We start from the raw sequence: 25,423 nt of genomic DNA on the forward strand, positions 1-25,423 counted from the left end.
GCGGCCGGGGGGCACCGGCCCATCTCGGCAGGCCCGGCACGTCACGGGACGACGTGCCGGGCCTGCCCAGCGGCCCGGCCCAGGGTCAGCGGATGGGGACGGTGGCGCCGCAGGCCAGCGGCTGGACGACCTCGTAGTGGCCGGCGACGAGGCGGACGGCGGAGCCGCAGGGGGTCGGGACGTTGTGGTTGAGCGGCCAGCGGCTCTCGGCGACCGCGCCGGGGACCTCGTAGGTGTAGCCGCCGCCGTTGAGCAGCTTGAGCAACGAGGTGGCGGTGAGGTTCGGGCCGGCCTTCTCGGCCGCGGTCAGGAAGAAGTCGGCCGACCAGTAGCCGGCCATCGCCGTTAGGCTGATCTTCTGGTTCGGGGCGTACCTGGCGAAGTCCTTCTTCAGCTGGTCGAGGCCAGGCGAGGAGGTCGACGACTCCAGCGGCGCCCACTGCAGGTAGGTGAGCGAATCCTTGAAGGACGCGAAGCCGGCCAGGCGCGGGTCGTAGCCGACCTGGTTGACGATCTCACCGGTGAAGCCGGCGGCGCGCAGCGCCTCGGTGAGTTTCAGGGTGGACGGGAAGGACAGGCTCAGAACCATGATGTCCGGCGGGGCGCCCTTGTTGGACGTCATGATGGCGCTGACGATCGGGGTCGCGTCGTTCACGCCGCTGGTCGGCGCCGAGGCCTCGGCATAGGTCACCTTCAGGCCGGCGAGCCCCAGCGTGCGCTTGTAGACCTCGACGCCCTCGCGGGCGGAGTCGTTGTCGGAACCGAGCACCGCGGCGGTTCTGCCCGCCGGGCTGCCGCCGAGGACCGCGCTGGTGAGCATTCCGGTCACGCTCGGGACGGACTTACGGTCGGTCTGCAGCAGGCAGCCGGTGAAGGCGAAACCGAGCGCGGAGTCGCACATCGCCGTGTTAGTGCCCCAGCCGAAGAACGGGATCGCGGCCTTGCACAGCGGGTCGAGGAAGTTCGGGAACGTCGAAATGGTCGGGACGACGGCGAAGACCTGGTCACGCTCGGCGAGGCTCTGCGCGAGCTGCACCGAGCGGCCCGGGTCGGTCCCGTCGTCCTTGGTGCCAATATAATTGATCTTGCGACCGTTGACGCCACCCTCGTCGTTCGCCCGTTTGAAGCGGACCTCGGCGCCGACCTCGGCGCCGCCCAGGGCCGTGCCGCCGGGGGCGGTGAGGCTCACCAGCCCACCCACCTTGATCTCGGTGGCGGTGATGCCGCGGTTCGGGTCGGGAGAGGCGTCCGCGCAGCGCAGGCCGGCCGCGTCGACCTTCACTCCGCCGTCGTTCCAGCCCGTCGTGGCACCCGGTTGGAAGGCCTTCGGGTCGACCGTCGGCGCCGCGGACGCCGCGGCGCCACCGCCACCGCCACCACCGCCACCGCCACAGGCGGTAACGCATAACAGGCCGGCCGCCGCCACCGCGGCAATACCAGATAATCGCATAGGAATACCTCACCCTCACGACAAAGAAACGCACGCCCACATCGCGTACGCATTTCCTCATCCGAGGGTGACACGGCTCACATTGCTTAGCAAGTCAGTCCGCTTCTGACGTCTTCCCCGTTTTTCCGGAACCAACGGAACCATCGGGTCCGGCTGGGCCAGCGGTTTGGGCGGAACCGCTGGAACTGTCGGTCACGGCGGCCTTCACAGCGGCCAGGGCGTCGCGGCGGAAACGGGTTGCGGCCTCGGTGTGGGCGGCCAGGGCGGTGAGCTCGGTGCCGGCGCGGATGGCGGCGCGGGCGCCCCAGACGTCGAAGGCCCGGTGGACGGAACGCTTGTTGATCTGGGTCAGCTCGCTGGGGATGCCGGCGACGCGGACCGCGATCGCGAGCACCTCTTCCGCCAGCCGGTCGGCCGGGTAGGCGCGGTTGGCGAAGCCGATGCGGGCGGCCTCGATGCCGTCGACGGCATCGCCGGTGAGCATCAGCTCCATCGCGCGGCGCAGGCCGAGCAGCACCGTGTGGTACTGCCAGTCCGGCGGGCTCGCCACCCGGACCACCGGGTAGCTGATGCGCGCGTCCTCGGCCACATAGACCAGGTCGCAGGCGGAGGCAAGCTCCGTCGCGCCGGCGATCGCGTAGCCGTGGATCTGGGCGATCACCGGCTTGGCCAGGTCCCAGAGGCTGAACCAGGTCTCGCCCGCCTGCCGCGCCCACTGGCCATCGCCCGGCGCCGAGTAGAACGGTGGGTCGGCCATGAGCGGGGATCCAAGGTCGTAGCCGGCGGAGAAACACGGGCCCGCGCCACGGACGATGCTGACCCGCACGCCCGGGTCGTTGTCATGCGCCCGCAACGCGTCGAGCAGCTCGGTGCGCAACGGGGTCGAGATGGCGTTGCGTTTCTCCGGCCTGTTCAGCGTGATCCGGCGGACGCCGTCCGCCGGGGTGTCGACCAGCAGAAACTCGTAGTCGGCGGTCACCGGCCGTCTCCCGCCGGTGATCCTGGGGACAACGTCCTCCGGAGGTGCGAAGGAAGATTATTTTCGCGCGCCCTTTGGCCCTCTAGGTCGCTCACCAGGTCTCTCGTGCCGGCGAGGTCGGCCATCAGCTCCAGCGCCTCGGGCTGGTGGGCATCGATGATGACCCCGGTGATGCCGGGCGAGACGTAGTCGGTCTCCCAGCGCGTCCGGATCCGGGCCGGCGAGCCGAGCAGGGCGGTCTGCTCCAGGTACTCGTCCGGAACGGCCGCCATCGCTTCCTCCTTGCGCCCGGCGCGCCAGAGTTCGCCGATGCGGTCGGCGGCCGCGGCGAAGCCGCGGCGGGCCATCGCGTCGCGGTGGTAGTTGTGCGTCGCGCTGCCCATCCCGCCGACGTACATGGCGGTCAGCGGGCGCATCGCGTCGAGCGCGCCGCGTACGTCGTCGGTGATCCGCACGGACGAGCCGGTGAACACGTCGAACCCGCCGCGCGCGGCCCGTTCCTGGACCGCCGGGGGCACGCCGTCCGGGCCGAGCCCCATCGGCAGCCAGCCGTCGCACAGGTCGGCGGCGAGCGCGGTGTTGCGCGGGCCGCCGGCGCCGAGCCAGATCGGGACCGGCGCCACCGGATGCATGATCGACTTCAGTGGCTTGCCCTGGCCGAGCGCGCCGGGGCCGGCATAGGGCAGCTGGATCTCCTCGCCGTCATGACGGAGCGGCTCCTCGCGGGCCAGCACCTTGCGCACGATCGTCACGTAGTCGCGAAGCCGGGCGTTCGGCCGTCCCCATGGCTGGCCGTACCAACCCTCGACGATCTGCGGCCCGGAAAGCCCGATCCCAAGGATCAGCCGGTTGCCGCCGGCCAGAGCGTCGATCGTCATCGCCTGCATCGCGAGCGTGGCCGGCGGTCGGGCGGCGAGTTGAACGACGGCGGTCCCCAGCCGGATCCGCTCGGTCTGGGCCGCGAGAAAGGCCAACGGCGTGAGTGCGTCGCTTCCGTACGCCTCGGCGGTCCAGACGGAGTGATAACCGAGGCGTTCCGCGTGGCGGACCTCGTCGACGGGCACCGCGAGCCGGGCGGCCCGGTAAAGGCTGAGGCGCAGGCCAAGTTTGAGCACGGTCAAGGCAGGATCCCTCCCGGCTGGGGCGGGCGGTTCACGCCCGCCCACTCGCGGCCCTCGCTCAGCGCGAGGCCGACGAGCAGTGCGTTGCGCAGCTCGCGCGGGTCGATGACGTCGTCATAGGACAGCCGGGCGCCTCCGGTGATGGATGACTTGGCCTGCTCGGCCGCGACCCGGGCCCGCTCCTCGGGATCCTCGATCTTGCTCGCCGTGGAGGAAGCGGGCAATGCGCCCAGCGTGATGGACGGGAAGGCGAGCGTGAGGGTCTGGCCGTCGAACGGGTTCATCGCCATGATCGAGGAGCCGAAGCCGAACGCCTTGCGCAACGTCACGTGCAGCTTCGGCACCGTGAGGCGATGCTGCACGGCGTACATCCGGGCCGCGTGGCGCAGGATGCCGGCGCGTTCGGCGGCGCTGCCGGCGAGAACACCGGGATTGTCGGCGAGAAAGACGCAGGGCAGGCCGAAGACGCCGGCCACCTGGAGGAAGTGGGCCACCTTGTCGGCCGCGTCGCTGTCGATCGCGCCGGCAAGCACGCTCGGGTCGTTGGCGACGACCGCCACGGCGTGGCCACCCAGATGAGCGAGGGTCGTGACGATGGATCGGCCGAAATCGGGCTGCACCTCGAGCAGCTCGCCGTCGTCGACAATCGCCTCGAGCACCGGCCGAATCGCGTACGGGCGCCGCGGATCGGGCGGGATCAGCTCGAGCAGCTCATCGACGCGGCGCGGTCCGGCATCGGGGCCGTCCAGGCGGCGCGGCGGCGGCTCGGCGACGTTAAGCGGGAAGTAGGACAGATAGCGGCGGGCCAGCGCGATGGCCGCGCGGTCGTCCGCGACGACGTTGTGGACGACGCCGCTGGTGGTGACGGCGACGTCCGGGCCGCCGAGGTCCTCTTTGGTGATCACCTCGCCGGTGGCCGAACGCACGAGCGGCGGGCCAGCCGAGAAGATCGACGCGGTCTCCGTCATGACGACGAAGTCGCACAGCGGCGCCGTGAGCGCGCCATGGCCGGCCGAAGCGCCCAGCACCAGGCACACCATCGGCACCAGACCCGAAAGCTCGACCAAGCCACCAAGGTCGCCGGGCCGGCGGCCGGTCGCGCCCTCGGTGACCCGGTGGCCAGCGCCCTCGAGCATCATCACCAGTGGCACCCGCTCCTGGCGGGCGAGCTGGGTCAGCCGGTAACGCTTGTCGGCCGCGCCGGTGCCGATCGAGCCGCCGAGCACGGTGACGTCCTCGGCGCCGGCGAGCGCGGGGCGTCCGTCGATCCGCCCGGAGCCGGCGACGAACGCGTCGGCGGGGACCGGCGGGTCCTCGGTTCCCCCGACCAGGGCACCGATCTCGTAGAACGTGCCCGGGTCGAACAGCGCGGCGAGCCGCTGCCGGGCGTTAAGCCGGCCGCGCTGGGCCTGCCGGACGAGCCGGGCCTCGCCGCCCATCCCGAGCGCCACCGCCTTGCGGCGTCCGATCTCGGCGAGCGCCGGACCCCATCCCCCTAAGCCGTCCGCCCCGTCCGAGTCATCGCCGCCCACCCGACCACAATATGGAACCTTGTTTCTCTGCCGCAAGGGTTCGGGCCGATGACCACTTATGCAGGTGTTTGCGTCGGCAGCACCGTCGTTAGAATTTCGTTCCATCGTCGCCAGGCCGCCAGGAGTGCATCGCCCCCGGGCTCATCGACACCCCGATCTACGGCGAAGGCCCGGGCTCCGCTGCGTTCAAGGACAAGCTGAAGCGCGACGTCCTCTTCCCGCACCGCCTCGGCACCGCGGACGAGTTCGCCTCCCTGGCCGTCGAGCTGCTCACCAACAGCTACCTGAACGCCCAGGTCATCCGCATCGACGCCGGCGCCCGCCTCCAGCCCAAGTAGGACGGGCGCCCGCACGCCCCAGTGCTCCCTTCCGGATCGTCGAGGCGCCGACTTTCCTGCCGGGAGACCGGAGGCAACGTTCACGCCCCCTCACGCGACACGCCGACTTGCCGACTTGCCGACTTGCCCCGAATTGACCTTTTCGGTTGACGCAACTACTGTCGTAGTCGACAGTGTCGTAGCCATCAGCCAGGAGGCGTGCATGACCCCACTCGCGACCCAGGCCCCGGCCGAAGTCCGCCACCGAGAGCACCCCTCGCCAACCCCGCATACGGCGGTTATGGTCACGAGCGTGGGAACCAAGACGATCATGATCACTGTTCCCGAGGAACTACTGGAAGAAATCCGCGCCGAGACCGGCGAGCAGGACATCTCCTCCTACATCGCCGAAGTTCTGCGCCGCAAACTTGCGCGCGACCGACTGGGCGAGCTTGTCGCTTGGCTGGAAGAGGAGTACGGCCCGATTACCGACGAGGAGCGGGCCGACGCCCGTAGGGAAATGGAAGAGATCGACGCGGAGCACGCGCGCCGCCGCGCGAAGCGCGATGGCGACCAGGCCGGAACAGCGTCTTGAGCGGGTCCGGATCCGCCATCGCCCGGCGGCCCAAGGTGTTCGTACTCGATTCCGAGGCGCTCTCGCTGGCTGTACGCGGGGACCGAACCATGACCAAGCGCCTAGACCTTGCGCACGAAAATGACATCGAGGTCGTCGCTTCACCGATGACCCTCATTGAGGCATTCGACAGCCGCGCGATCGAAAAGCGCTGGGACTGGGCACTCTCCAGGGTCGACGTGCCACCGCTCGACAAGGACCAGGCTCGCGAGGCCAGGCGTCTGCTTGCCATCGCAGGGCTTCACGGCCACAAGTACGCCATCGACGCCGTCGTCGCTGTCGTGGCGCGGCGGCAACGCGGTGATGTCACTGTCTTCACCTCGGACATGGACGACTTCTGCCAGCTTCTCCCCGACCACATCGTGATCCAGAAAGTCTGATCTCGACACTCACGTTCCGAGGACGCCCGTCAGGCGGGCGGGGCGGGGCTGGCGGCCGGCTGGCCGAGCACGAAGGCTTCGGACAGCAGGTGGAGCCATTTCGTCACCATCGCGTCGGCGTCGACCATGGTTGGGTCGACGCCCGCGGTGGCGAGGCCGATCGGGCGGAACAGCCGCCAGCCGAGGGACACCACCAGCAGGAAGGCCGCGAAGACCCGTGCCTCCTCGTCCGGCACCTCGCGTTCGTGCTGGCGGGCCTCGCGGGAAATGATCCCGGCGACCTGTTCGAGCGCGGGTGAAGGGCCGAAAACATCGGCGGAATAGCCGCCCTCGAGCGCCGCCCAGCCCATGATGCGGCCGATGCTGCCGTCCGCGGTCGTCAGGAAGATATCGACGACGTCGGCGAGCGCCTCGATGTGCTCGAAACGGGTCGCCGACCGGGCGGCGACCCGCTGGTAAACCTCGTGCAGCAGGTCCTCCCTGGTGCCGAGGTACTGGTAGACGAGGCCGAAGTTCACCCCCGCGGCGTCCGCGATCTCGCGCAGCCGCACGTTGGCCGGCCCCTGCTGGGCGATCAGCCGCTGCGCCGCCTCGAGCAGTGCCTCCCGCACCTCCTGGCGGCCACGCGGTCGCCGCGCGGGGGCGCCCGCCTCGGACGCCTCCGGCGCAGCCGCGTCCACGGGCTCTGAGGTGTTGCCGGCGACTCCCACGTGTGGATCGTAAGCCGCCCCTCGACCGCTCGACCGCCGTCCGCGGCGACCCCTTGCGTGGCTCTAGTCACATGGCTATAGTCATCTGACTAGCCGACAATGACCCGTCGGCGACCCCAGAACCAGCCTTCTTCGGCACGTCCCGAAACGCGCGCCAGAATGCGCGCGACGTGCGGTCGATCCGTCATGCCGGTCGCTCCGCGCCGGCGCGTTTTCGCGGCAGATCCACGCCCCAGGGACCGGAGTCCACCCATTGGCCGACCATCTCATTTTTGCGCAGCTCTATATCGATGGATTACCCGTCGGCGGGGCATCCGAGCCGCTCGGCGTGACAGGACCGGGACTTCGGACACGACAAGGGCTGGCATGAGATGAGCGATACCGTGACGCTGGACCCACGGCGGCTCCGCGAGCTGTTCGACCTGCGCAGCGACGTGTACGCGACCCGCGGCGGCTCCTTCGAGAAGGACCCGTACCCGGACTTTCACCGGCTGCGGGAGACGGGCCCGGTGCACCCCGGTATTGTCGGGCCGCTCGTCGGCTACCACGGAGTGGCGTTCTTCCAAGGGCTCCCGTACCCCGAGCTGCCGCATTTCTCGGTCTTCGACTACACCACCTGCCAGGACGTCCTGCGCGACGGCGACACGTTTGTCTCCAAGCCGACCGCCCCCGGCCCCGAGCTCGACATGAGCGACAGCGTCATGCTCTATTTCGACGGCGACCGGCACCGCCGCTACCGCGCGCTCGTCCAGTCGTCGTTCGTCCCCAAGCGCGGCGCCTGGTGGGCCGAGCGCTGGATCCGGGGAACGGTGCACGCCCTCATCGACACGTTCGAGGGCAACGGGCGGGCCGACCTCAACATCGAGTTCTGCGCGGCGATCCCCCTGCTGACGATCTGCGGCAGTTTCGGCGTGGGTGCCGCGGACGCACTGCGCATCCGCGAGGCAGCGACCTCCGACGGCCGCGACCGGGCCGTGCTCGCCGAGATCCTCCTGCCCATCGTCAGGGCGCGGCGGCGGGAGCCGCGGGACGACATCATCAGCGTGCTCGTCCAGGCCGAGATCACCGACGAGGACGGCACCCGCCAGGCCCTGTCCGACACCGACATCCTTGGCTTCGCCCTCCTCCTGCTGGCCGCGGGCTCGGGCACGACCTGGAAGCAGATGGGCATCACGCTGCTCGCGCTGCTGACCCACCCGCACTGGCTGGAGGCCATCCGGACGGACCGGGCGCTGCTGCGCCCGGCGATCGAGGAATCCCTGCGCTGGCTGCCGACCGACCCGATGTTCGCCCGCTATGCCATCCGGGACACGGAGCTCGGCGGGGTCGCGATCCCGGCCGGCTCGGTGGTGCACCTGTGCTTCGCGGCGGCCAACCGCGACCCGGCGCGCTGGGAGCGCCCGGACGAGTTCGACCCGTCCCGCCCGCCGGGCGCCCACCTCGGCTTCGGCGGCGGCCCGCACATCTGCCTGGGCATGCACGTCGCCCGGGCAGAGCTCCAGACAGCCATCGACGCGCTGCTCGACCGCCTGCCCGGCCTGCGCCTCGACGAGGACGCCGACCCGCCACGGATCGTCGGGATGTACGAGCGGGGCCCGACGTCGGTGCCGGTGGTGTGGGAGACCCCATGACCGAGGAGACGTCGAACGGGTCGGCGCTGGTCGTCGAGGCGTTCGAGCGGGTGGCGCCGCCGCTGACCGAGCGGACCGCCGCGTTCTGGACCTCCGGCGCGGACGGCGTGCTGCGGATCGCCCGCTGCCACGACTGCGGGCGCTACCTGCACCCGCCGCGGCCGACCTGCCCGGCCTGCCGGGGGCGCGACGTCGGGTTCGCGCCGGTCTCGGGCCGCGGCACGGTGTGGTCGTGGACGCTGAACCGCTACGGCTGGGTGCCCTCGATGCCGCCGCCGTACGTGGTCGCCGACGTCGAGCTCGTCGAGCAGCCCGGTCTGCGGCTGCTCACCAACGTCCTCGACTGCCCGCCCGAGGCGATGCGCGTCGGCCTGCCGGTGCGGGTCTGCTTCAGCAAGGTCGGCGACGCGTTCATACCGCTCTTCCGGCCGGAGGCCGGAGATGGGCGCGGTAGGCCAGAGGCCGAAAATTTGCGCGGTTGGCCGGAGGCCGGCGATGGAGCGGGCTGAGAGCCGGGCGGTCATCAGCGGGGCGGGGCGGTCACGGATCGGGCGCCGGCTCGGGGTCGACCCCTGGGTGCTGACCGCGGACGCGGCGCTCGCCGCGATCGCCGACGCCGGGCTGACGGCCGACGACATCGACGGGGTGTCGACCTATCCGGGCGCGTTCTGGTCGACGCCGGGGATCACCGGCGCCGGTGTCGACGACGTGCGGGGGATGCTCGGGCTCCGGTTGCGCTGGCACACCGGCGGCGGCGAGATCGCCGGCCAGCTGGGGACGGTGGTCAACGCGGTCCTGGCCGTCGCCGCCGGGTTCGCGACCCATGTCCTGTGTTTCCGGACGGTGTGGGAGTCCACCGCGCAGCAGGGCTTCGGAGGCAGGGCCGCGACCTTGCTGGACGGTGGGGGCGCGGACGGCCGGCCAGTCCGGTTCGGGCGGGAGCTCACGCAGTGGACCACCCCGTTCGGGATCGGCTACCCGTGCCATGCCGCGCTGGACATGCGGCGACGCATGGAGCTCGCCGGGGCGACGCGGGAGCAGTTCGCCCAGGTCGCGCTCGTCAGCCGGCGTAACGCCGCGCGCAACGAGTCCGCGGTCTACCGCGAGCCGCTCTCTCTCGAGACCTACCTGAACGCTCGGATGATCTCCGATCCGGTCTGTATGTACGACTGCGACGTCCCGGTGGACGGCTCGGTCGCGTTCGTCGTCTCCCGCGCCGAGGAAACGCCCGACCCGGCCCGCGCGGTCACCTTCGAGGGGCTGGGCAGCGCCTCCGGCTTCGACGAGGCCGCGGCGATGATGTGGGCGCGCACCGACCTCAAACCGGCCGACGTCGACCTCGCGCAGGTCTACGACGGGTTCTCGGTGTACGCGATCCGATGGCTGGAGGCGTTGGGCTTCTGCGGCGCCTACGAGGGCACGGACTTCGTCGACGGCGGCACGCGGATCACGCCGGGCGGCGAGCTGCCACTGAACACCGGCGGCGGGCAGCTCTCGGGCGGCCGAATGCACGGGTACGGCGGCCTGCTCGAGGCGTGTCTGCAGTTACGCGGCGAGGCTGGCGCCCATCAACTGGATTCCGATCCCCAAGTGGCCGTCGTGACGAGCGGCGCCGAACAGTTCACATCCTCGCTGCTCCTCGGCGCGCCCCGGTGACCGCCACCCGAACCTTCGCTCGACTGGAGGAATGCTGATGTTGCCCGAGTCCGCCAGGATCATGTCGGCCGACGATCATCTGATCGAGCCGGCGCACCTGTGGGTCGAGCGGGTGCCGGCGCGGTTCCGCGACGGCTGTCCGCGCATCGTCGAGGTCGACGGCCGTCAGGCCTGGCTCTACGAGGGTGAGCTCACCTACATTCCGATGGGCTCCTGCCGGCCACTGCCAGGTTTCTCCGAAGCTGGCTACCCGCCCGCTCCGGGTACTGCCCGCTTCGACGAGATCCGGCCTGGCTGCTACGACCCGGACGAGCGGCTGAAGGACATGGATATCGACGGCGTGTGGGGGCAGCTGTGCTTCCCGAACTACGCCCGTTTCGCCGGCCACCGGTTCTTCCTGAACGTGACCGACCCCGAGCTGGCGCTCGCCTGCCTGCGCACCTACAACGACTACCTGCTCGACGAATGGTGCGCGACCGACCGCGACCGGCTCTTCGGCGCGGCGATCCTGCCGCTGCACGACCTCGACGCGGCGGTCGCCGAGCTGAAGCGGGTGCTCGCGAAGGGTGCCCGGGCGATCGCCTTCTCCGAGAACCCCACCGTGCTCGGCCTGCCGTCGGTGCACACCGACCACTGGGACCCGCTGTGGGCGGTGGCGAACGACGCGCAGATCCCGGTCTGCATGCACATCGGCAGCTCGTCGCGGCTGATGACGACGTCGGCGGACGCTCCGCCGCCGGTGTTGGTCGCGCTCATCGGCGTGAACTCGATGATGACCTGCGTCGACTGGCTTTTCAGCGGGATCCTGGAACGCTTCGCCCGGCTGCAGGTGATTCTCTCCGAGGGTGGCGCCGGCTGGGTGCCCTACATCCTGGAGCGCGCCGAGAAGGCGTTCCATGACAACCGGATCGGCACCGACCTCGCGATCGGACAGGCCGGCGTCAGGGACTCCCGACCGCCGCGCGAGGTCTTCGCCCAGCACATGTACGCCTGTCTCGTCGACGAGCGGTTCGCGCTGCGCAGCCTCGGCGACGTGCCCGTCGACAACCTGCTCTTCGAGGGTGACTACCCGCACGGCGACGGCCTGTGGCCGAACAACCGCGCCTACCTCGAGAAGACACTCGCCGACGTCCCGGACAGCGACGCCGTGAAGATCGCCGAAACGAACCTCCGTGCCCTGCTACGCGCCTGACCACCATCCCGCCACGCGGCAACCGCCAGACCTCATACCAACGGAACCCGACCACCGTTTGCCTGGACGTCGGGTCCCCGTGAGTCAGATGCGTCGGGGGCTATGCCTAGCTCACCAGACCCCGACCCGAACCTTCCGGAGTGTCATGCCCTACAACCTGCTCGCTGGAGTACGCGTCGTCGAGGCGTCCATGTATGCCTTCGCGCCGTCAGCCGGGGCAGTGCTTGCCGACTGGGGCGCCGACGTGATCAAGGTCGTGCCGCCCGGGACCCTGGACCCAATGAACGGCAACCCCGTCGCGGGGCTGCCCGACCGTGAGGTCGGCGTCGCGTTCATGTGGGAGATCACCAACCGGGGGAAACGGTGTGTCGGCATCGACCAGCGCACCGACGGGGGCCAGCGGGTGATGGCCGCGCTGGTCGGCTCGGCCGACGTCTTCATCACCAACCTGCTGCCGGGCGCCCGGCGCCGCTTCCAGGTCGACGTCGACGACCTCACCACCGTCAAGCCGGATCTCATCTATGCCCGAGCCAGCGGCCACGGCCCGCGCGGGCCGGAAAGCGACGCCGGCGGTTTCGACCACACCGACTTCTGGGCGCGCACCGGGATGGGGCACGCGGCAAGCCAGGTCTGCGACGAGTTCGTGCCGCAGCCGGGCCCCGCGCTCGGCGACCTCGCCTCGGGCGCGTTCCTCGCCGGCGGCATCGCGGCGGCGCTGTTCCGCCGGGAACGGACCGGTCAGGGCGCGGTGGTCGACGTCTCGCTCCTGTCGTCGGGGATGTGGATGTTCTCGCCCGGCGTCGTCGCGAGCCAGCTCTATGACATCGACGCGATCCCACGCAACCGGCACCGCCACCTGCCGAACCCTTTCGTCGCCGCGTACCTGACGCGTGACAGCAGGCTCGTCTACCTGTCGGGTATCCAGACGGAGAAGCACGTCGAGGAGTTCTTCCACGCGGTGGGGCGGGCGGACCTGCTAGCCGATCCGCTGTTCGCGACCGCCGCGGTTCGCGCCGAGAACGCGGGCGCCTGTATCACGGTGCTCGACGAGATCTTCGCGGGCCGCGACCTGGTCGACTGGGCCGAGCTGCTCGGGCGGCTCACGACGCCGTGGTCGCTGGTGCAGACCGCCCGGGAGGCGGCGAACGACCCGCAGGCCCGGTCGAACAACTTCGTGACGACCGTCCAGAAGGGTTCCCAGGAGTACCCACTCGTGCCGAGCCCCGCGCAGTTCGACGACACGCCACCGGTCCTGGCACCGGCCCCCGCGCACGGCGAGCACACCGACGAGGTGCTGTTCGAGCACGGCTTCACCTGGGACGAGATCCTTAGCCTCAAGGAGTCCGGCGCCGTGCTATGAGAACGGCGCCGGCCGTCGGCGAGCACGTCAAGCATTCTCCATCGCCATCTTCAGGCACCGCGTCTCGACAGACCCGCGGACCCGCCTGGCCGGAAGGGTTCGCCCTCGCGATCCCTCGACCCGACAACACCCTGACCCGACCACGCCTCATCTCCATCCGGGAAGACTCGCAAAAACGGAGATCCGTGCCCGCGGGCCTTTCCATCGCCTCCCCAGGAAACGCTTTTCCCCAGCCGGACCCACGGGGTGGAAAAGCACCACTCTTCACGCGGCGTCTTGTCCGCCGCAGCCAGTAGGACAACGGAGGTTCAGCATGCATACCACCCGAAGACTCGCCGCCACGGCCGCCATCGCGGCGCTCTTATCCGTCGCCGCGTGCGGCGGCGGCGACGGCGACAACGGCGGCGGCGGCGCGAAGCCCACGGCGTCGGCGCGGACGGCCGGCCCCGAGGCGTTCAAGGCGGGGCCGGACTCGGGCTGGAGCGACAGCGGCATCACCGTCGACCCGGCCAAGCTCGCCTGCGCCTCCCCGGGAGGCGAGCAGGCTCGCGGCGTGACCGACACCGAGATCAAGGTCGGCGGCCTGATCAGCCAGTCCAGCACGAGCGGGCCCGTGAACGCCGGGATGGACGTCGGCGCCAAGGTCCGGTTCAGCCGCGCGAACGACGGGGGCGGCGTCAACGGCCGCAAGATCAACTACATCGGCACGCGCGACGACGGCTCCGACTCCGCCCGGACCGCCACCCAGGCCCAGTCCCTGGCCGCTGACGGCGTCTTCGCGGCCGTGCCCGCCGTCGTCCGCACCGGCAACTTCCTCGACACGTTCTGCAAGACCGGGACGCCGTACTTCGGCTGGGGAACGAGCGCGCCCTACTGCAACAGCACCATCGGTTTCGGCGTAACCGGATGTCTGGTGGCCGATCCGGACGGCCCGACGATCTCGACGACGTGGGCGATGGCGGCCAGCGGCATTCTCGGCGGCAGCACGGACAAGAGCGTGGCCTTTGTCGGCGTCGACATCGACGCCGCGGTCAACGGCATGAATCTCGCCGCGAAGGGCCTCAAGGCCGCCGGGTTCTCCGTCCCCTATGCCAAGACCCCCATACCAGCGGCCGGACTCAACGACCCGACGGCAATCGTCAACGACCTGATGCACGCCGATAAGGGCGCCCCGCCGGACCTGATCGTAACAATCGCCGACTTCGCTCCGGCCCTCAAGCTCATCGGCGCGCTGCGCGCGGCGGGCTACCCGGGCAAGATCCTGACGCCGCTCGGCTACGACCCACGACTGACCGGTCTCAAGGACCTGGACGGAACCTACACGCTGATCCAGTGGGCGCCCGCGGAGAGCGGCTCGGCCGCCGACGAGCAGCTCAAGGCGGACTTCGCCAAGTACGCCCCCAACCAGCCGGTCAGCCTCACCGCGATGGCGGGCTACTGGTCGGCGGACTTCTTCCTTGCCGCGGTCCAGAAGACCGGGCGTGACCTCACGGTGGCCAACCTGCTCAAGACACTGAACGGAGGCGGCTACAGCTACCACGTCCCGGGCGCCATCGGCGAGACCCAGTGGCCGGTCAACCACATCGCGGCCGCCCCGTGCGCCTCTGTCGTCCAGCTTTCCGGCGGCAAGTACGTCCAGGCCGTGAAGCTCGCCTGCACGCCCCTCTTCCCGAACAACTAGTGAACCCACTCAACTAGCGAACCCACTCCCGATCCGGGCAGCGCGGCGTCCGCCGGCCTCACGGCCCGCCAGGACCGAACAAGCCGCGGCCGCCCGCCGCCCGGATCGGGAGCGAATGGAGGGCGCCAGATGACGCACGTGCACCCGGCAACTGGGTCGGCGCGGTCCGTCCTCGCGGCCGACCACGTGACGATCGGATGCCTCGCCCCGGGCACGGGCGACGGGGTGGCCGCGCTGGAGGAGGCCGGCGCCGAGGCGCTGTGGGTCGGCGGGCATGTGGCCTCGCCGAACGGCAGCTCCGAGGCGATGGTGTGGCTGGCGAGGCTGTCGGCCCAGGCCCGGCGGGCGGTGCTCGGATCGGCCGTGCTACTGCTGCCGCTCTACCAGCCGGCGATCGTCGCGAAGCAGCTCGCCGACCTCGACGTGGCCACCGACGGCCGCATCGCCCTCGGTATCGGGGTGGGGGGCGAGTATCCCGTCGAGTTCGAGGCCTGCCAGGTCCCACTGGCAGGCAGGGGCCGTCGCACCGACGAAGCGATCGGCCTCCTCCGAGAGCTGTGGAGCGCGCAGCCCGTCACCTGGCCCGGGCCGCTGTTCCCCATGGCGGGGGTACGGGTGCAACCGGCGCCGCGCCAGCCCGGAGGGCCGCCGGTCATCGTCGCGGGGCGGCAGCCCGCCGCGATGCGGCGCGCCGCATTGCTCGGCGACGGCTGGATGCCGTACCTGTACTCCCCCGAGCGCTATGCCCGGTCGGTCGCCACCGTGCGGGCCGAGGCCGCGGCGACCGGCCGGCCAATGGACGGATTCATCTGGGCGGCCTACATCCCGTTTGTCATCGACGACGACGCCACCCGCGCCCGCCGCCGGGCCGCCGACTTCCTCGGCGGCACCTACCGCCAGGACTTCGCCGCAATGATCGACCGGGTCGCCGTCACAGGAACCTCGGCACAGGTCGCGCGACGCCTGGCCGACTACGTCGAGGCGGGGGCACGGCATCTCGCCCTGATGCCCGCCACCCGCGAGGGAGGACACGACATGCTCCTGCAGGTCCTGACCGATATCGCGCCCCAGTTGCGCGCAGGCAGCCCACGGCCCGCGTCCGGCGCCGCGTCGTTACCCGCCGGCCCCGGAGCCGCGTTATGACCCCCACCGGGGACCACATCACCGACGCCGCGCCCGCCGTCACGCTGAAGGTCGACCCGGCGATCACCAGCACGCTGCTGTCGCGCCTCGGGACCGCGGCCGCCGACCTCGACGCCCTCACCGCCGTGATGAACGAGGACGAGAAGGAGCGGCGATGACTACCGGGAGTTCGGCGGGGACGTCGATCGAGGACCGCTGGCTGCGCCTCGCTCCGATCAGGGTCGGCTGGTTGGGCATGGAATGGGCTCGCTTCGAGCGCGAGATCCGGATGGCATTTGACGAAGGGATCGAGCGCGGTGTGCTCGACCGCCGCTACGAGTTCCTGTTCGAGGAGGACGCCGGTCTGCCCCAGGGGACCGCGAAGGGCGGTGTCGACGCGTTCCACCGGCTTGTCGACGCCGGCTGCCTGGCCGTCGTCGGCGCCAACTACACCGACTCGGCGATGGCGCTCGCCGAGCACGCGAACGCCGCCCAGGTGCCGCTGGTCAGCATGTGCGGGACCGACGTGTTCCACGGCGAGTACTGCTTCCGGCTGGGCAACGGTGATGTCGGCGGCGATCCGGCGCTCATGGTGAGCTGGCTGAAGCGCCACGGTCATCGGCGGGTCGCGGTGGTAGCCCCCTGGTCGCCGATCTCCGAGGAGTACTTCCGCTTCTTCCGGCAGGAATGCCGACGGCTGGGGGTCTCGATCGCCGCCGTCGAGAACATCACCAACACCACGACCGTCGACGACCTGGCGGCGGTGTTCGAGACGCTCCGCGCGGCGAACGCCGACGCCCTGGCCTGGCTGGGCTACGGCGGCCTGGTCGTCTCCGGAGCGGTACGGGCCGCGCTGGAGAAGACCGGCTGGGACCCGCCGCGGATCATGACGACGGCCTTCATGCAGTACATCTGGGGTTTCGAGCAGCTCGAGGGCTGGGTCGGCATCGACCAGTGGTGCCCGGAGAACCCACGGATGCACAAGTTCCACGAGCGGTTCGTCGCCCGCTACGGCGAGGACCCGTGGATGTGGCCGAACGCCATTCCGGGCCTTGCCTACGACATGGCCGCCACCGTCGTCGAGGCTCTGCACCGCGCCCCCGTTCTCACCGGCCGGGGTGTGAAGGAAGGCATCGAACGGATCCGGTTCATGCCGGCGGTCACCGGCGGCCCGAACACCCACATCGCCGGCGGTCCCCACGACCACCAGCTGTTCAAGGGCGACTGGCTGCACTACGGCCGGGTCCGCGACGGCCGGCTCGAGTTCGCCGGACTCTACGAGCCCTCCGACGACTACTGAGCGGCCAGGTCGAGCACGACCAGGGAACCAACGGAAAGGGATGGAAGCATCGTGCTGACGAGGGCGGCTGTGCTGTTCGAACAACCAGGCAAGTGGGAGACCACCGAGGTGGAGCTCGAACCGCCGCGGCAGGACGAGCTGCTGATCCGGATGGCGGCCGCGGGCCTGTGCCACTCGGACGACCACGCGGCGACCGGCGACCTGCCACTGCCGGAGGGGTCGCTGCCGATGGCGGGCGGTCATGAAGGGGCCGGCTTCGTCGAGGCGGTCGGCCCGAACACGCCCGGGTGGAAGGTCGGTGACCGGGTCGTCCTGTCCTTCCTGCCGATGTGCGGGCTGTGCCGGTGGTGTGCCTCCGGGCTGCAGAACCTCTGCGACAACGGCGCCCGGGTGCTGTCCGGGGGCCGCGCCGACGGCAGCCGTCGCATGCGGCTCGACGGCCGAGCCGTGAGCCAGGCGGCCGGCGTCGCGACGTTCAGCGAGCTCACCACGGTCTCGGTGCAGTCGGCGGTGCACTGCCCGGACGACATTCCGCTGGAGGCCGCGTGCCTGACCAGCTGCGGCGTGAGCACGGGATGGGGCGCGGCCGTCCGCTCCGCCGAGGTGAAGCCCGGTGACGTCGTCATCGTGATGGGCGTCGGCGGAATCGGCATCAACGCGGTGCAGGGCGCGGCGCACGCGGGGGCCTCGGTCGTCATCGCCGTCGATCCGGTCGAGATGAAGCGGACGGCGGCGCTCGCCCTCGGGGCGACGCACGCGGTCGCCACCATGGCCGAGGCGACCGACCTCGCGCGTGGCTTCACGAACGGGCAGGGCGCCGACTCCGCCATCCTCTGCGTGGGCGTCACCAAGCCAGAGCACATCGCCGAGGGCGTGGAGGCGATCCGGAAGGCCGGGACGTGCGTGCTGGTCGGCTTGGGCCGCGACGCCGACGACGTCGGTCTGCCGGTGTCGGTTCGGAACGTCGTGCTCTACCAGAAGCGGATCCAGGGCTCGCTGTTCGGCGCCTCCAGCCCGTCGAAGGACATCCCGGCGATGCTTGCCCTCTACCGGCAGGGCCGGCTCAAGCTCGACGAGCTCATCACCAACCGCTACACCCTGGAAACCATCAACGATGGCTACGCCGACCTGCGCGCGGGCCGCAACCTGCGGGGGGTGATCACCTTCGGCGACTGACTTCGGCCAGGCCCGGACAGGACCCCTGTCCCGCGGGCGACACCCGCGTGGAAACTTGGGGGAAGGTCGCGTCTCTACCATCCCATCGACCAGGCGAACCCACCAGTGCGGCCGCTGGCGGGCGTTTCTCGATAGGGGCGCGATGTCAACCACGCTCAGTATCCGTAGCGGACCGAACGTGGTGGTATTGCCTCCCGGCCGACCGTTCGTGGTAGGCCGCTCCGTGGCGTCGGACCTGGTCCTGGCCGACAGCCGCGTGTCGCGGCGCCACCTGCTGATCGAGCCGGCGCACGACGGCTGGGCTGTCGTCGACCTCAGCAGCAACGGCACCTGGCACGACGGGAAGCGGGTGCGCAGGGTCGAGCTGCGGGGCGAGGTGAGCCTGCGGCTCGGCACGGCGGACGGGCCGGAGGTCACCCTGCTCCCGGCCCCGGCCCCCGGCCGGGAGCGGCCGCGGGTCGGGACGAGATCACCCGCGGCGTATCTCACGGTGGAGCCACCAGACCTGCCGCTCCCCCAGGTCCCCGAGGCGCCACCCGTCGCGAGCCCCTCGCCCGCGACGGCGCCGCGGACCAGGCCTCAGGCCAGGCCTCGGGCCGGCCCTCCGCCGCGCGTCGGCATCGGCGGACTGACCGCCGGGCCGGGAGCCACCGTCCCCACTCCGGCCACCGAGCGGGTGCCCATCACCTCGATCCCGCCGGCCGCGGCCGTCCGGAGGGCCGCCTCGCCCGCTCCGGCCGTCGCCGAGCCCGGCCAGGATGTCGCCGTCGCCGGTGCTGGCGGCGGCGCCAACACCGGCGACGGCGCGGACCAGGGCGCCGACGCGGGGCTGAACCTCGTCGATGCCGATGACAGCCTCGAAGGGGACGCCATCGAGGCACTGATCGAGGCGGACGCCAAGGCCGCCGCCGAGGCGGACTTCGACGAGCCCGACGATCCCGCGGACGGCCACCACGAGCTGCGGACCATGATGCGCGACGACCTGGACCAGCTGTCCGGCCCGCTGCTGCCGCGCGCCGGCCGAGGCGGGCCCGACGCCGCCGGGCCGGGCGAGGGGCGCGTCCACCGGCTCACCCAGGGCGCGACGTCGATCGGGCGTGCCCTGGACAACGACATCGTGGTCGGTGACCTGCTGGCCTCCCGGCAGCACGCGGAGGTGCTCGTCGGCCGCAGCGGCGTCGAGGTGGTCGACCTCGGCTCGGCGAACGGCACGTTCGTCAACGGCCAGCGGGTCGAGCGCAGGCTGCTCGCCGTCGGCGACGTCGTCGCCATCGGCCACCACATCCTGCGCGCCGGCGACGGTGAGCTCGTCGAGTACCTCGACACCGGCGATGTGGCGTTCGAGGTCGACGGCCTGTGCGTCGACGTCGGTGACACGCGGCTGCTGCATGACGTCTCGTTCCGGCTGCCGGGCCGGTCACTGCTCGCCGTCATCGGGCCCAGCGGCGCCGGGAAGTCGACGCTGCTCGGCGCGCTCACGGGGTTCCGCCCGGCGAACGTCGGCGCGGTGCGCTATGGCGGTCGCGATCTGTACGCCGAGTACGACGAGCTGCGCCGCCGGATCGGCTACGTACCGCAGGACGACATCCTGCACACCTCGCTGACGGTCCGCCAGGCCCTCGAGTACGGCGCGCAGCTGCGTTTCCCCGCCGAGACCACGAGACAGGAACGCGGCGCACGGGTCGACGCGGTGCTGGCCGAACTCGGCCTGGCGGGCGGGCCCGCCGACCGGCAGGTGGCCAAGCTGTCGGGCGGGCAGCGCAAGCGCACCAGCGTCGCCCTCGAGCTGCTCACCCAGCCGACCCTGCTCTACCTCGACGAACCAACCTCCGGCCTCGACCCCGGCCTGGACAAGGAGGTGATGGAGTCGCTGCGCCGGCTCGCCGACGGCGGCCGAACCGTCGTCGTCGTCACCCACAGCGTCGCCCAACTCGAACTGTGCGACTACGTCCTCGTCCTCGCCAAAGGCGGCCACGTCGCCTACTTCGGCCCACCACAACACGCCCTGCCGTTCCTCGGAGAGGCGGACTGGGCGGACGCCTTCCGCGCCCTGCAGACGACCGAGGGCTCGACGGACGTCGTGCGCCGCTACCGCGCGTCCAGCCATTTCATCCAGGGCGCGACGGTCGTGCCGACCGCGCGGCCACGACCCGTCGCGCTGCCGAGCATCCGACAGCAGTCGGTGTTCGCCCAGCTGGGCACGCTGTCGCGCCGCTACCTGCGGGTCATCGTCTCCGACCGGTCCTACCTGCGGCTCGTCATCGCCTACCCCTTCGTGCTCGGCCTGATCCCGCGGGTGATGGACGCGCCGTTTGGGCTCACGGCAAGGCCGACCGGCATGCCGAACCGGCAGGTAGAGCCGATCCTGCTGGTCCTCGTCCTGTGTATCTGCTTCATGGGCGCCGCCAACGCCGTCCGCGAAATCGTCAAGGAACGCGAGATCTACCGCCGAGAACGCGGGATCGGCCTGTCGACCACCGCCTATCTCGGCTCCAAGATCTGCGTGCTGGCGCTCGTCACCGCCGTGCAGAGCGCCATCGTGACGGCGATCGGTCTGGCCGGCCGCACGTCGGCGGTCGGGGTGGTGTCCAGCTACCCGTTGCTGGAGCTGCTCGCGGTGGTGACGGCGACCGCGCTCGCGTCGACGATGCTCGGCCTGATGATCTCGGCGCTCGTCGACGACGCCGACAAGACCATGCCGTTGCTGGTGCTGGTGTCGATGGCGCAGATCGTCTTCGCCGGCGTCCTGATGCGCGTCACCGGCCGGATCGGGTTGGAGCAGGTCAGCTACGTGTTCCCCGCCCGCTGGGGCTTCGCGGGGCTCGCGTCGGCGACGAACCTCGTCGACGTCGAGAAGCTGGACGACCCGCGGTTCAACCCGGAATTTGTCCTCGACCCGCTGTGGCACCACACGCCCACGACGTTCCTGGTCGCTCTCGGCGGCACCGTCGCCCTAGGCGTCATCTACGCGGTCATCACCGCCCTACTGCTTCGGCGCCTGGACCCCCGCATCCTGCGCCGCGCCGCGCCGCGCGCCGCCCGACGGCGCTAGCCGACGCACCACCGGAGCCTGGCGCTTCGTCGAACGCCGCGACCGCCAGCACCTCGTCGGCGACCTCTCCCACCACTTCGCTCCCGCGCCCCAGGTCACCGCCGGCCCTGACCGCCCGAGGGGTCGGCGCGTCACCCCTGCCGGGTGAGCTCCGCGTCGCCGGTGCCGTAGCCCACGTCGTCGAAGTGGTAGGTCAGGCCGTCGTTCCCGTTGAGTGTCAGGAACAGCGTCGTGTCGAAGCACTTGCTCGCTCCGATGGTGATGTGCTCGAACACCTCCACCGTCGTCCCGACGGCCCTGAGCTGCAGGTCACCGGAACAGGGACTCGTCGGGTAGCTCGACGTGCCGACGACGCTGCCGACAGTTCCGCCCGTCAACGTGATGGTGACGCTGTAGTTACTGCTGTTGTCCCGGGTGTACTGCTGCACCACCGTGCCGGACCAGGTGCCCCGCATGACCGCCGGAAGCTGCCCCGCGCTCGCCGACGGCACGGCGCTCGGAGTGGGCGTTCCCGGCGCCGGCGCCGACGGCGCAGGCGAGCCGGAGGCACCGGCCGGAACGGGGTACCGGCTGGCGAACTCCTTGGCCGTCTGCCCGCGGCTGGGGTAGATCGGCGCGAGCGCCGTCAGGACGACCGCGGTGAGGATCAGCACGCAGGACACACCGACGATGATCTGGTCGAGCACGGGCAGCGTCTGGACTCCCCGGCCGCGCCCCGGCCCGGGCCCCGGCGCCGAGGCGAAGCCCGGGCTCGGCGCCATCGGCGGTGGCCCGGCGACGGGCACCGGCCCGGTCGGTGGCCCGGGCGTCATCGGGGGCACGGGTGGCTGTGCCCACGGCTGGAACGGAGGCGGCGTCGCGGGCGCTGGCGCCGCCACGGGTGGCGGCCAGGCCGCCGGCGCCGGCCACGGCGTCGCCGGAGCCACCGCAGCCGGCGCCGGTGTCGGTGCCGGTGCCGGCCACGGCGTCGCCGGGGCGACCGCCGCCGCGGGCCACGGCGTCAGCGGCGGCTGGGTCGCCGGCGGCGCGGCCGGGGCAGGCGGCGGGGCTGGCGGCAGGGCTGGCGGCGCAGCAGGCGGTGGCAGCACGACAGTCACGTCGTCGTCGAACTCGTCATCCGCGGCGGGCGGCGGAGATGACCGCGGCCAGCCCGGCTGCTCCGGGGGCTGCGGGTGTGACTCAGAGTGAGGCCAGTTGGGCTCGGACACGGCGCACCTGTCGATCGACGTCTCGGCAAGTCCATCATCGGCCTCGCGGGCAGTCCAGGGAAATGCCGAAACGGCGACGAACCATCCCGATCCGGCGGGCCGGCGGCGCCGGAGCGGGACGGGCGGCGTGGCCGGCGTCACTGGCGGTGGGCACCTCGGTGCCATCCGAAGCGCCCAACTATGATCGGGCCGATCCGCGCCGGTTTCGCGCGGGTTCGGTGGATACTTCGCAGCCCCTCGTTGTCGCGGCCGCCTGGTTCCCAGCCAGGAGGCCGGGGGCGGCACAACCGACGGCGGGAGAAATGCGTAGCGTGGCCCAGCGAAGACGCCTTACTCAGGCGCAGGACCCGCTCGCCGCACAGGCCGAGGGCGAGCGGTTATCGGCCGACGCGGAGCGGCATCGGCTCGAGGCGCGGCGGCTCGAGGCGCGGCGGCTCGAGGCGCGGCGGCTGGAAAGCCTCGGCAAGCTCGCCGGCGGAATAGCGCACGACTTCAACAACCTCCTCGCCGTTGTCACGAACTACGCCTCCTTCGTCACCGAAGAGATCGCCGCGGTGGCCGCCGAATCCGGCGATGACCGGTGGAAGGCCGTCCTCAACGACGTCGGGCAGATCCAGCACGCGGCCGAGCGCGCGACCGCCCTCACTCGTCAGTTGCTCGCGTTCGGCCGCCGCGAGGCCATACAGCCGCGGGTGCTGAGCCTCAACCGGGTGGTCGCCGACCTGGAGCAGGCGCTGCGCGACCTGGTCGGCGAGGAGGTGCGGCTGACGATCTCGCTGCATCCCGACGCGGGATCGGTCTTCGCCGACCATGACCAGCTGGAGCAGGTGCTCGTCAACCTGGTGGCGAACGCGCGCGAGGCGATGCCCGACGGCGGGGTGCTGAGCATCGACACGGCGAACGTGGACCTCGACGAGGACACCGTGGCCGCCCGGGTCGGTCTGCGGCCGGGCCCGCACGCACGGCTGCGGGTCAGCGACAACGGCGTCGGCATCCCCGCAGATCTTCTCGGCCTGGTCTTCGAGCCGTTCTTCACCACCAAGGTGAAAGGCGAGGGCTCCGGCCTCGGGCTCGCGACCGTCTACGGCGTCATCAGCCAGTTCGGCGGGCACACCGAGATCGCCTCCGAGGAGGGCGCCGGGACGACCGTCACCTGCCTGCTACCCGAGGCGGCCGAGACCGGCCCGCTCGTGACGGTGCCGCGGAGCACGGTGCCGGTGCCGGGCAGCACGGACGACCACGCGGGTGGTGGCGAGACGATCCTGCTCGTCGAGGACGAGGACGCGATACGCGAGGTGACGCAGCGCATCCTGGCCCGCAACGGGTACCAGGTGCTGACCGCCGCCGGCGCCGCCGAGGCGATCGCTCTGGTCGGCGGCCGGCACGAGGCGCGGGATGACATCGACCTGCTGATCACCGATGTGATCATGCCGGGCATGCACGGCGGCGAGCTCGCCGGCCTCATCCGCGCGCTGCTGCCGACGGTCCGCGTCGCCTACATGTCCGGCTACGCCCACCCCGTGCTGGCCGCGCGCGGGCGGCTCGACGCGGACGTCATCCTGCTGAAGAAACCTTTCACCGAAGGCGTCCTGCTCGAGACGGTCCGCCGAACTCTCAACAGCGACTGACCGCCGGGCGGCCGGGACCGCCTCCGGTCCCGCCGACGGGGCCGTCACGACGCGGCCATCAGATGCGCGACCGGGCACGGGAGCGGTAGGCAGGCTCAGGAGAGCGCGACGTCGGGTTATTTTGTATACCGAATACTTGATGCGATGCAGGTCGGCGCGCTACGAACACCAAGAGGCGTCCAGCCCGTCATCACCGAGTGCCGTCAGGGAGAACCGTGAGCCGCCAGGACAGCCAGACCCAGGACCAGCCCACGCCCGACGCGGAGGAGGACGCTCGCCTGACGGAGCAGGACGGCATTCTCACCCTGACCATCGACCGGCAGCGCAAGCGCAACGCGATCAGCACCCAGGTCACCGAGCTGCTGTGGCAGGCCGGGGACATGCTCGCGGACCGCGACGACCTGCGCTGCCTGGTGATCACCGGGGTCGGCCCGTACTTCACCGCCGGCATGGACCTGTCCCAACCGGTGGGCAACCGGCCGGGAAATCCGGAGACCCAGCACCTGCACCCGGGCTGGAACCTCCGGCGCGACTACCGCAGTCACCACCTGCTCTACGACGAGTTCGAGGCGATCGAGAAGCCCATCATCATCGCCGCGAACGGGATCTGCCTCGGCGCCGGCGTGGAGATGGCGGTGTCCTGCGACTTCCGGTTCTGCACGCCGCAGGCCGAGTTCGGCGTCCCCGAGGTGCACATCGGGACCATCGCCGGCAGTGGCGGCACCAGCCGGCTAACCAGGCTGGTCGGCCCGGGATGGGGAAAGTGGATGGCGATGGCCGGCAAGCGGGTCGGCGCCGAGCAGGCCAAGCAGATCGGTCTGGTGCACGACGTCTTCCCTGCCGAGACGTTCATGGAGGACGTCTACGCGTTCTGTCGAGAGCTGACGACGATCCCGGCCGAGGTCCTCGGGGTGGCCAAGCTGGTCGTCGACATGTACGCCGACGTGCACGACCGCACGGTCCAGCGCCACATCGACCGCCTGGCGGTCACGAGCCTGTCGTACTCGCCCGACTTCCTGAACCGCGCCGCCAAGTTCGGCTTCAAGCCGAGGTACGCCGTCCCGTCGTGGGAGCGCTGAGGCCGTCCCGTGCCGGACGCTCCGCGCCCGGCACCGGGCGCGGCCCGTCGGGCGCTGAGCCTGACCTCCCAGATCGGCTTCGCCGATCCGGCAGGGACCCTGCTCCCTACGTGGCTCCGGGTTCAGGCATATGACGGGGTCGGTCTGGTCCGGGATCGAGGAGGTGGCCAAGTTGGCGCTGCGCCGGAGCGCCGTCACCATCCGGTAGCCGGGTT

The 25,423-nt window shown here is 71.1% G+C and carries 23 protein-coding genes; 16 read left to right on the plus strand and 7 right to left on the minus strand.

The genetic code is table 11. From position 1 onward, the window contains the following. Window positions 1-85: 85 nt before the first annotated feature. The 5 genes from BCD48_RS26005 to BCD48_RS56855 all read right to left on the minus strand — a co-directional run bounded on the left by BCD48_RS26005 (window position 86) and on the right by BCD48_RS56855 (window position 5,435). Complete coding sequence (locus BCD48_RS26005; protein WP_071050987.1) at window positions 86-1,450, minus strand: ABC transporter substrate-binding protein; 1,365 nt, start codon at window positions 1,448-1,450, stop codon at window positions 86-88. A 94-nt stretch (window positions 1,451-1,544) separates the two neighbouring features. Beyond that, window positions 1,545-2,429 (minus strand): enoyl-CoA hydratase-related protein, encoded by an 885-nt coding sequence (locus tag BCD48_RS26010; RefSeq protein WP_083419200.1) that lies wholly within the window; start codon window positions 2,427-2,429, stop codon window positions 1,545-1,547. Beyond that, window positions 2,426-3,544: an LLM class F420-dependent oxidoreductase gene (locus tag BCD48_RS26015; RefSeq protein ID WP_241841999.1), complete on the minus strand. Its 1,119-nt coding sequence runs from the start codon at window positions 3,542-3,544 to the stop codon at window positions 2,426-2,428. Before BCD48_RS26015 ends, BCD48_RS26010 begins: the two co-directional genes overlap by 4 nt. Window positions 3,545-3,546: 2 nt before the next feature. Next, window positions 3,547-5,082, minus strand: coding sequence for an acyl-CoA carboxylase subunit beta (locus tag BCD48_RS26020; RefSeq protein WP_071050988.1), 1,536 nt, complete (start codon window positions 5,080-5,082; stop codon window positions 3,547-3,549). Window positions 5,083-5,138: 56 nt separating this feature from the next. Then, window positions 5,139-5,435: a hypothetical protein gene (locus tag BCD48_RS56855; RefSeq protein WP_157910561.1), complete on the minus strand. Its 297-nt coding sequence runs from the start codon at window positions 5,433-5,435 to the stop codon at window positions 5,139-5,141. Window positions 5,436-5,712: 277 nt separating this feature from the next. Here BCD48_RS56855 and BCD48_RS26025 point away from each other — a divergent pair, with 277 nt between their 5' ends. Together BCD48_RS26025 and BCD48_RS26030 are read left to right on the plus strand one after the other, a co-directional pair. Further along, entirely contained in the window at window positions 5,713-5,994 is a 282-nt protein-coding gene (locus BCD48_RS26025; protein WP_071051052.1) for a CopG family transcriptional regulator, read from the plus strand. An 89-nt stretch (window positions 5,995-6,083) separates the two neighbouring features. After that, complete coding sequence (locus BCD48_RS26030; RefSeq protein WP_241841989.1) at window positions 6,084-6,413, plus strand: hypothetical protein; 330 nt, start codon at window positions 6,084-6,086, stop codon at window positions 6,411-6,413. A gap of 29 nt (window positions 6,414-6,442) precedes the next feature. Here the strand turns inward: BCD48_RS26030 and BCD48_RS26035 are convergent, their stop codons facing one another. Continuing rightward, window positions 6,443-7,123 (minus strand): TetR/AcrR family transcriptional regulator, encoded by a 681-nt coding sequence (locus BCD48_RS26035; protein ID WP_071050990.1) that lies wholly within the window; start codon window positions 7,121-7,123, stop codon window positions 6,443-6,445. Window positions 7,124-7,494: 371 nt separating this feature from the next. Between BCD48_RS26035 and BCD48_RS26040 the strand changes: the two genes are divergently transcribed. From BCD48_RS26040 to BCD48_RS26085, 11 genes are all read left to right on the plus strand, one after another. After that, complete coding sequence (locus tag BCD48_RS26040; RefSeq protein WP_071050991.1) at window positions 7,495-8,754, plus strand: cytochrome P450; 1,260 nt, start codon at window positions 7,495-7,497, stop codon at window positions 8,752-8,754. Beyond that, complete coding sequence (locus BCD48_RS52525; RefSeq protein WP_071050992.1) at window positions 8,751-9,263, plus strand: Zn-ribbon domain-containing OB-fold protein; 513 nt, start codon at window positions 8,751-8,753, stop codon at window positions 9,261-9,263. The genes BCD48_RS26040 and BCD48_RS52525 overlap by 4 nt, the downstream gene beginning before the upstream one ends. Continuing rightward, entirely contained in the window at window positions 9,250-10,410 is a 1,161-nt protein-coding gene (locus tag BCD48_RS26050) for a thiolase family protein (protein WP_071050993.1), read from the plus strand. Before BCD48_RS52525 ends, BCD48_RS26050 begins: the two co-directional genes overlap by 14 nt. A gap of 37 nt (window positions 10,411-10,447) precedes the next feature. Further along, window positions 10,448-11,602, plus strand: coding sequence for an amidohydrolase family protein (locus BCD48_RS26055; RefSeq protein ID WP_071051053.1), 1,155 nt, complete (start codon window positions 10,448-10,450; stop codon window positions 11,600-11,602). Between the two features lie 145 nt (window positions 11,603-11,747). Then, window positions 11,748-12,962: a CaiB/BaiF CoA transferase family protein gene (locus BCD48_RS26060; RefSeq protein ID WP_071050994.1), complete on the plus strand. Its 1,215-nt coding sequence runs from the start codon at window positions 11,748-11,750 to the stop codon at window positions 12,960-12,962. A 313-nt stretch (window positions 12,963-13,275) separates the two neighbouring features. Then, window positions 13,276-14,643, plus strand: a complete 1,368-nt coding sequence (locus BCD48_RS26065) for an ABC transporter substrate-binding protein (protein ID WP_071050995.1) — start codon at window positions 13,276-13,278, stop codon at window positions 14,641-14,643. A gap of 129 nt (window positions 14,644-14,772) precedes the next feature. Next, window positions 14,773-15,786 (plus strand): LLM class flavin-dependent oxidoreductase, encoded by a 1,014-nt coding sequence (locus BCD48_RS26070; protein WP_116271661.1) that lies wholly within the window; start codon window positions 14,773-14,775, stop codon window positions 15,784-15,786. Then, window positions 15,783-15,944 (plus strand): hypothetical protein, encoded by a 162-nt coding sequence (locus BCD48_RS51555; protein WP_157910562.1) that lies wholly within the window; start codon window positions 15,783-15,785, stop codon window positions 15,942-15,944. Before BCD48_RS26070 ends, BCD48_RS51555 begins: the two co-directional genes overlap by 4 nt. After that, window positions 15,941-17,065 carry an ABC transporter substrate-binding protein gene (locus tag BCD48_RS26075; RefSeq protein WP_071050996.1) on the plus strand — a complete coding sequence of 375 codons (1,125 nt, stop codon included), beginning with the start codon at window positions 15,941-15,943 and terminating at the stop codon, window positions 17,063-17,065. Before BCD48_RS51555 ends, BCD48_RS26075 begins: the two co-directional genes overlap by 4 nt. A gap of 51 nt (window positions 17,066-17,116) precedes the next feature. Next, window positions 17,117-18,241, plus strand: coding sequence for an NDMA-dependent alcohol dehydrogenase (locus tag BCD48_RS26080; protein ID WP_071050997.1), 1,125 nt, complete (start codon window positions 17,117-17,119; stop codon window positions 18,239-18,241). Window positions 18,242-18,464: 223 nt separating this feature from the next. Further along, a complete protein-coding gene (locus tag BCD48_RS26085) occupies window positions 18,465-21,293 on the plus strand; it encodes an FHA domain-containing protein (protein ID WP_491677172.1) in 2,829 nt (942 codons plus the stop codon). A 131-nt stretch (window positions 21,294-21,424) separates the two neighbouring features. Here the strand turns inward: BCD48_RS26085 and BCD48_RS49655 are convergent, their stop codons facing one another. Beyond that, the gene (locus tag BCD48_RS49655) at window positions 21,425-21,979 is read right to left on the minus strand and encodes a hypothetical protein (RefSeq protein WP_131804105.1); all 555 of its coding nucleotides are present in this window, start codon (window positions 21,977-21,979) and stop codon (window positions 21,425-21,427) included. On the opposite strand from BCD48_RS49655, the gene BCD48_RS49660 reads away from it, so the two are divergent. The 3 genes from BCD48_RS49660 to BCD48_RS26105 all read left to right on the plus strand — a co-directional run bounded on the left by BCD48_RS49660 (window position 21,963) and on the right by BCD48_RS26105 (window position 25,208). Further along, window positions 21,963-22,481: a hypothetical protein gene (locus tag BCD48_RS49660; protein WP_071051000.1), complete on the plus strand. Its 519-nt coding sequence runs from the start codon at window positions 21,963-21,965 to the stop codon at window positions 22,479-22,481. The genes BCD48_RS49655 and BCD48_RS49660 overlap by 17 nt on opposite strands. A 331-nt stretch (window positions 22,482-22,812) precedes the next feature. Beyond that, window positions 22,813-24,129, plus strand: a complete 1,317-nt coding sequence (locus BCD48_RS26100) for an ATP-binding protein (RefSeq protein WP_071051001.1) — start codon at window positions 22,813-22,815, stop codon at window positions 24,127-24,129. 215 nt (window positions 24,130-24,344) lie between these two features. Next, window positions 24,345-25,208, plus strand: a complete 864-nt coding sequence (locus BCD48_RS26105) for an enoyl-CoA hydratase/isomerase family protein (RefSeq protein WP_083419205.1) — start codon at window positions 24,345-24,347, stop codon at window positions 25,206-25,208. Window positions 25,209-25,423: the final 215 nt, after the last annotated feature.

Origin of the sequence: Pseudofrankia coriaricola (genome assembly GCF_001854805.1) — a bacterium.
Taxonomy (GTDB): Bacteria; Actinomycetota; Actinomycetes; order Frankiales; family Frankiaceae; genus Pseudofrankia.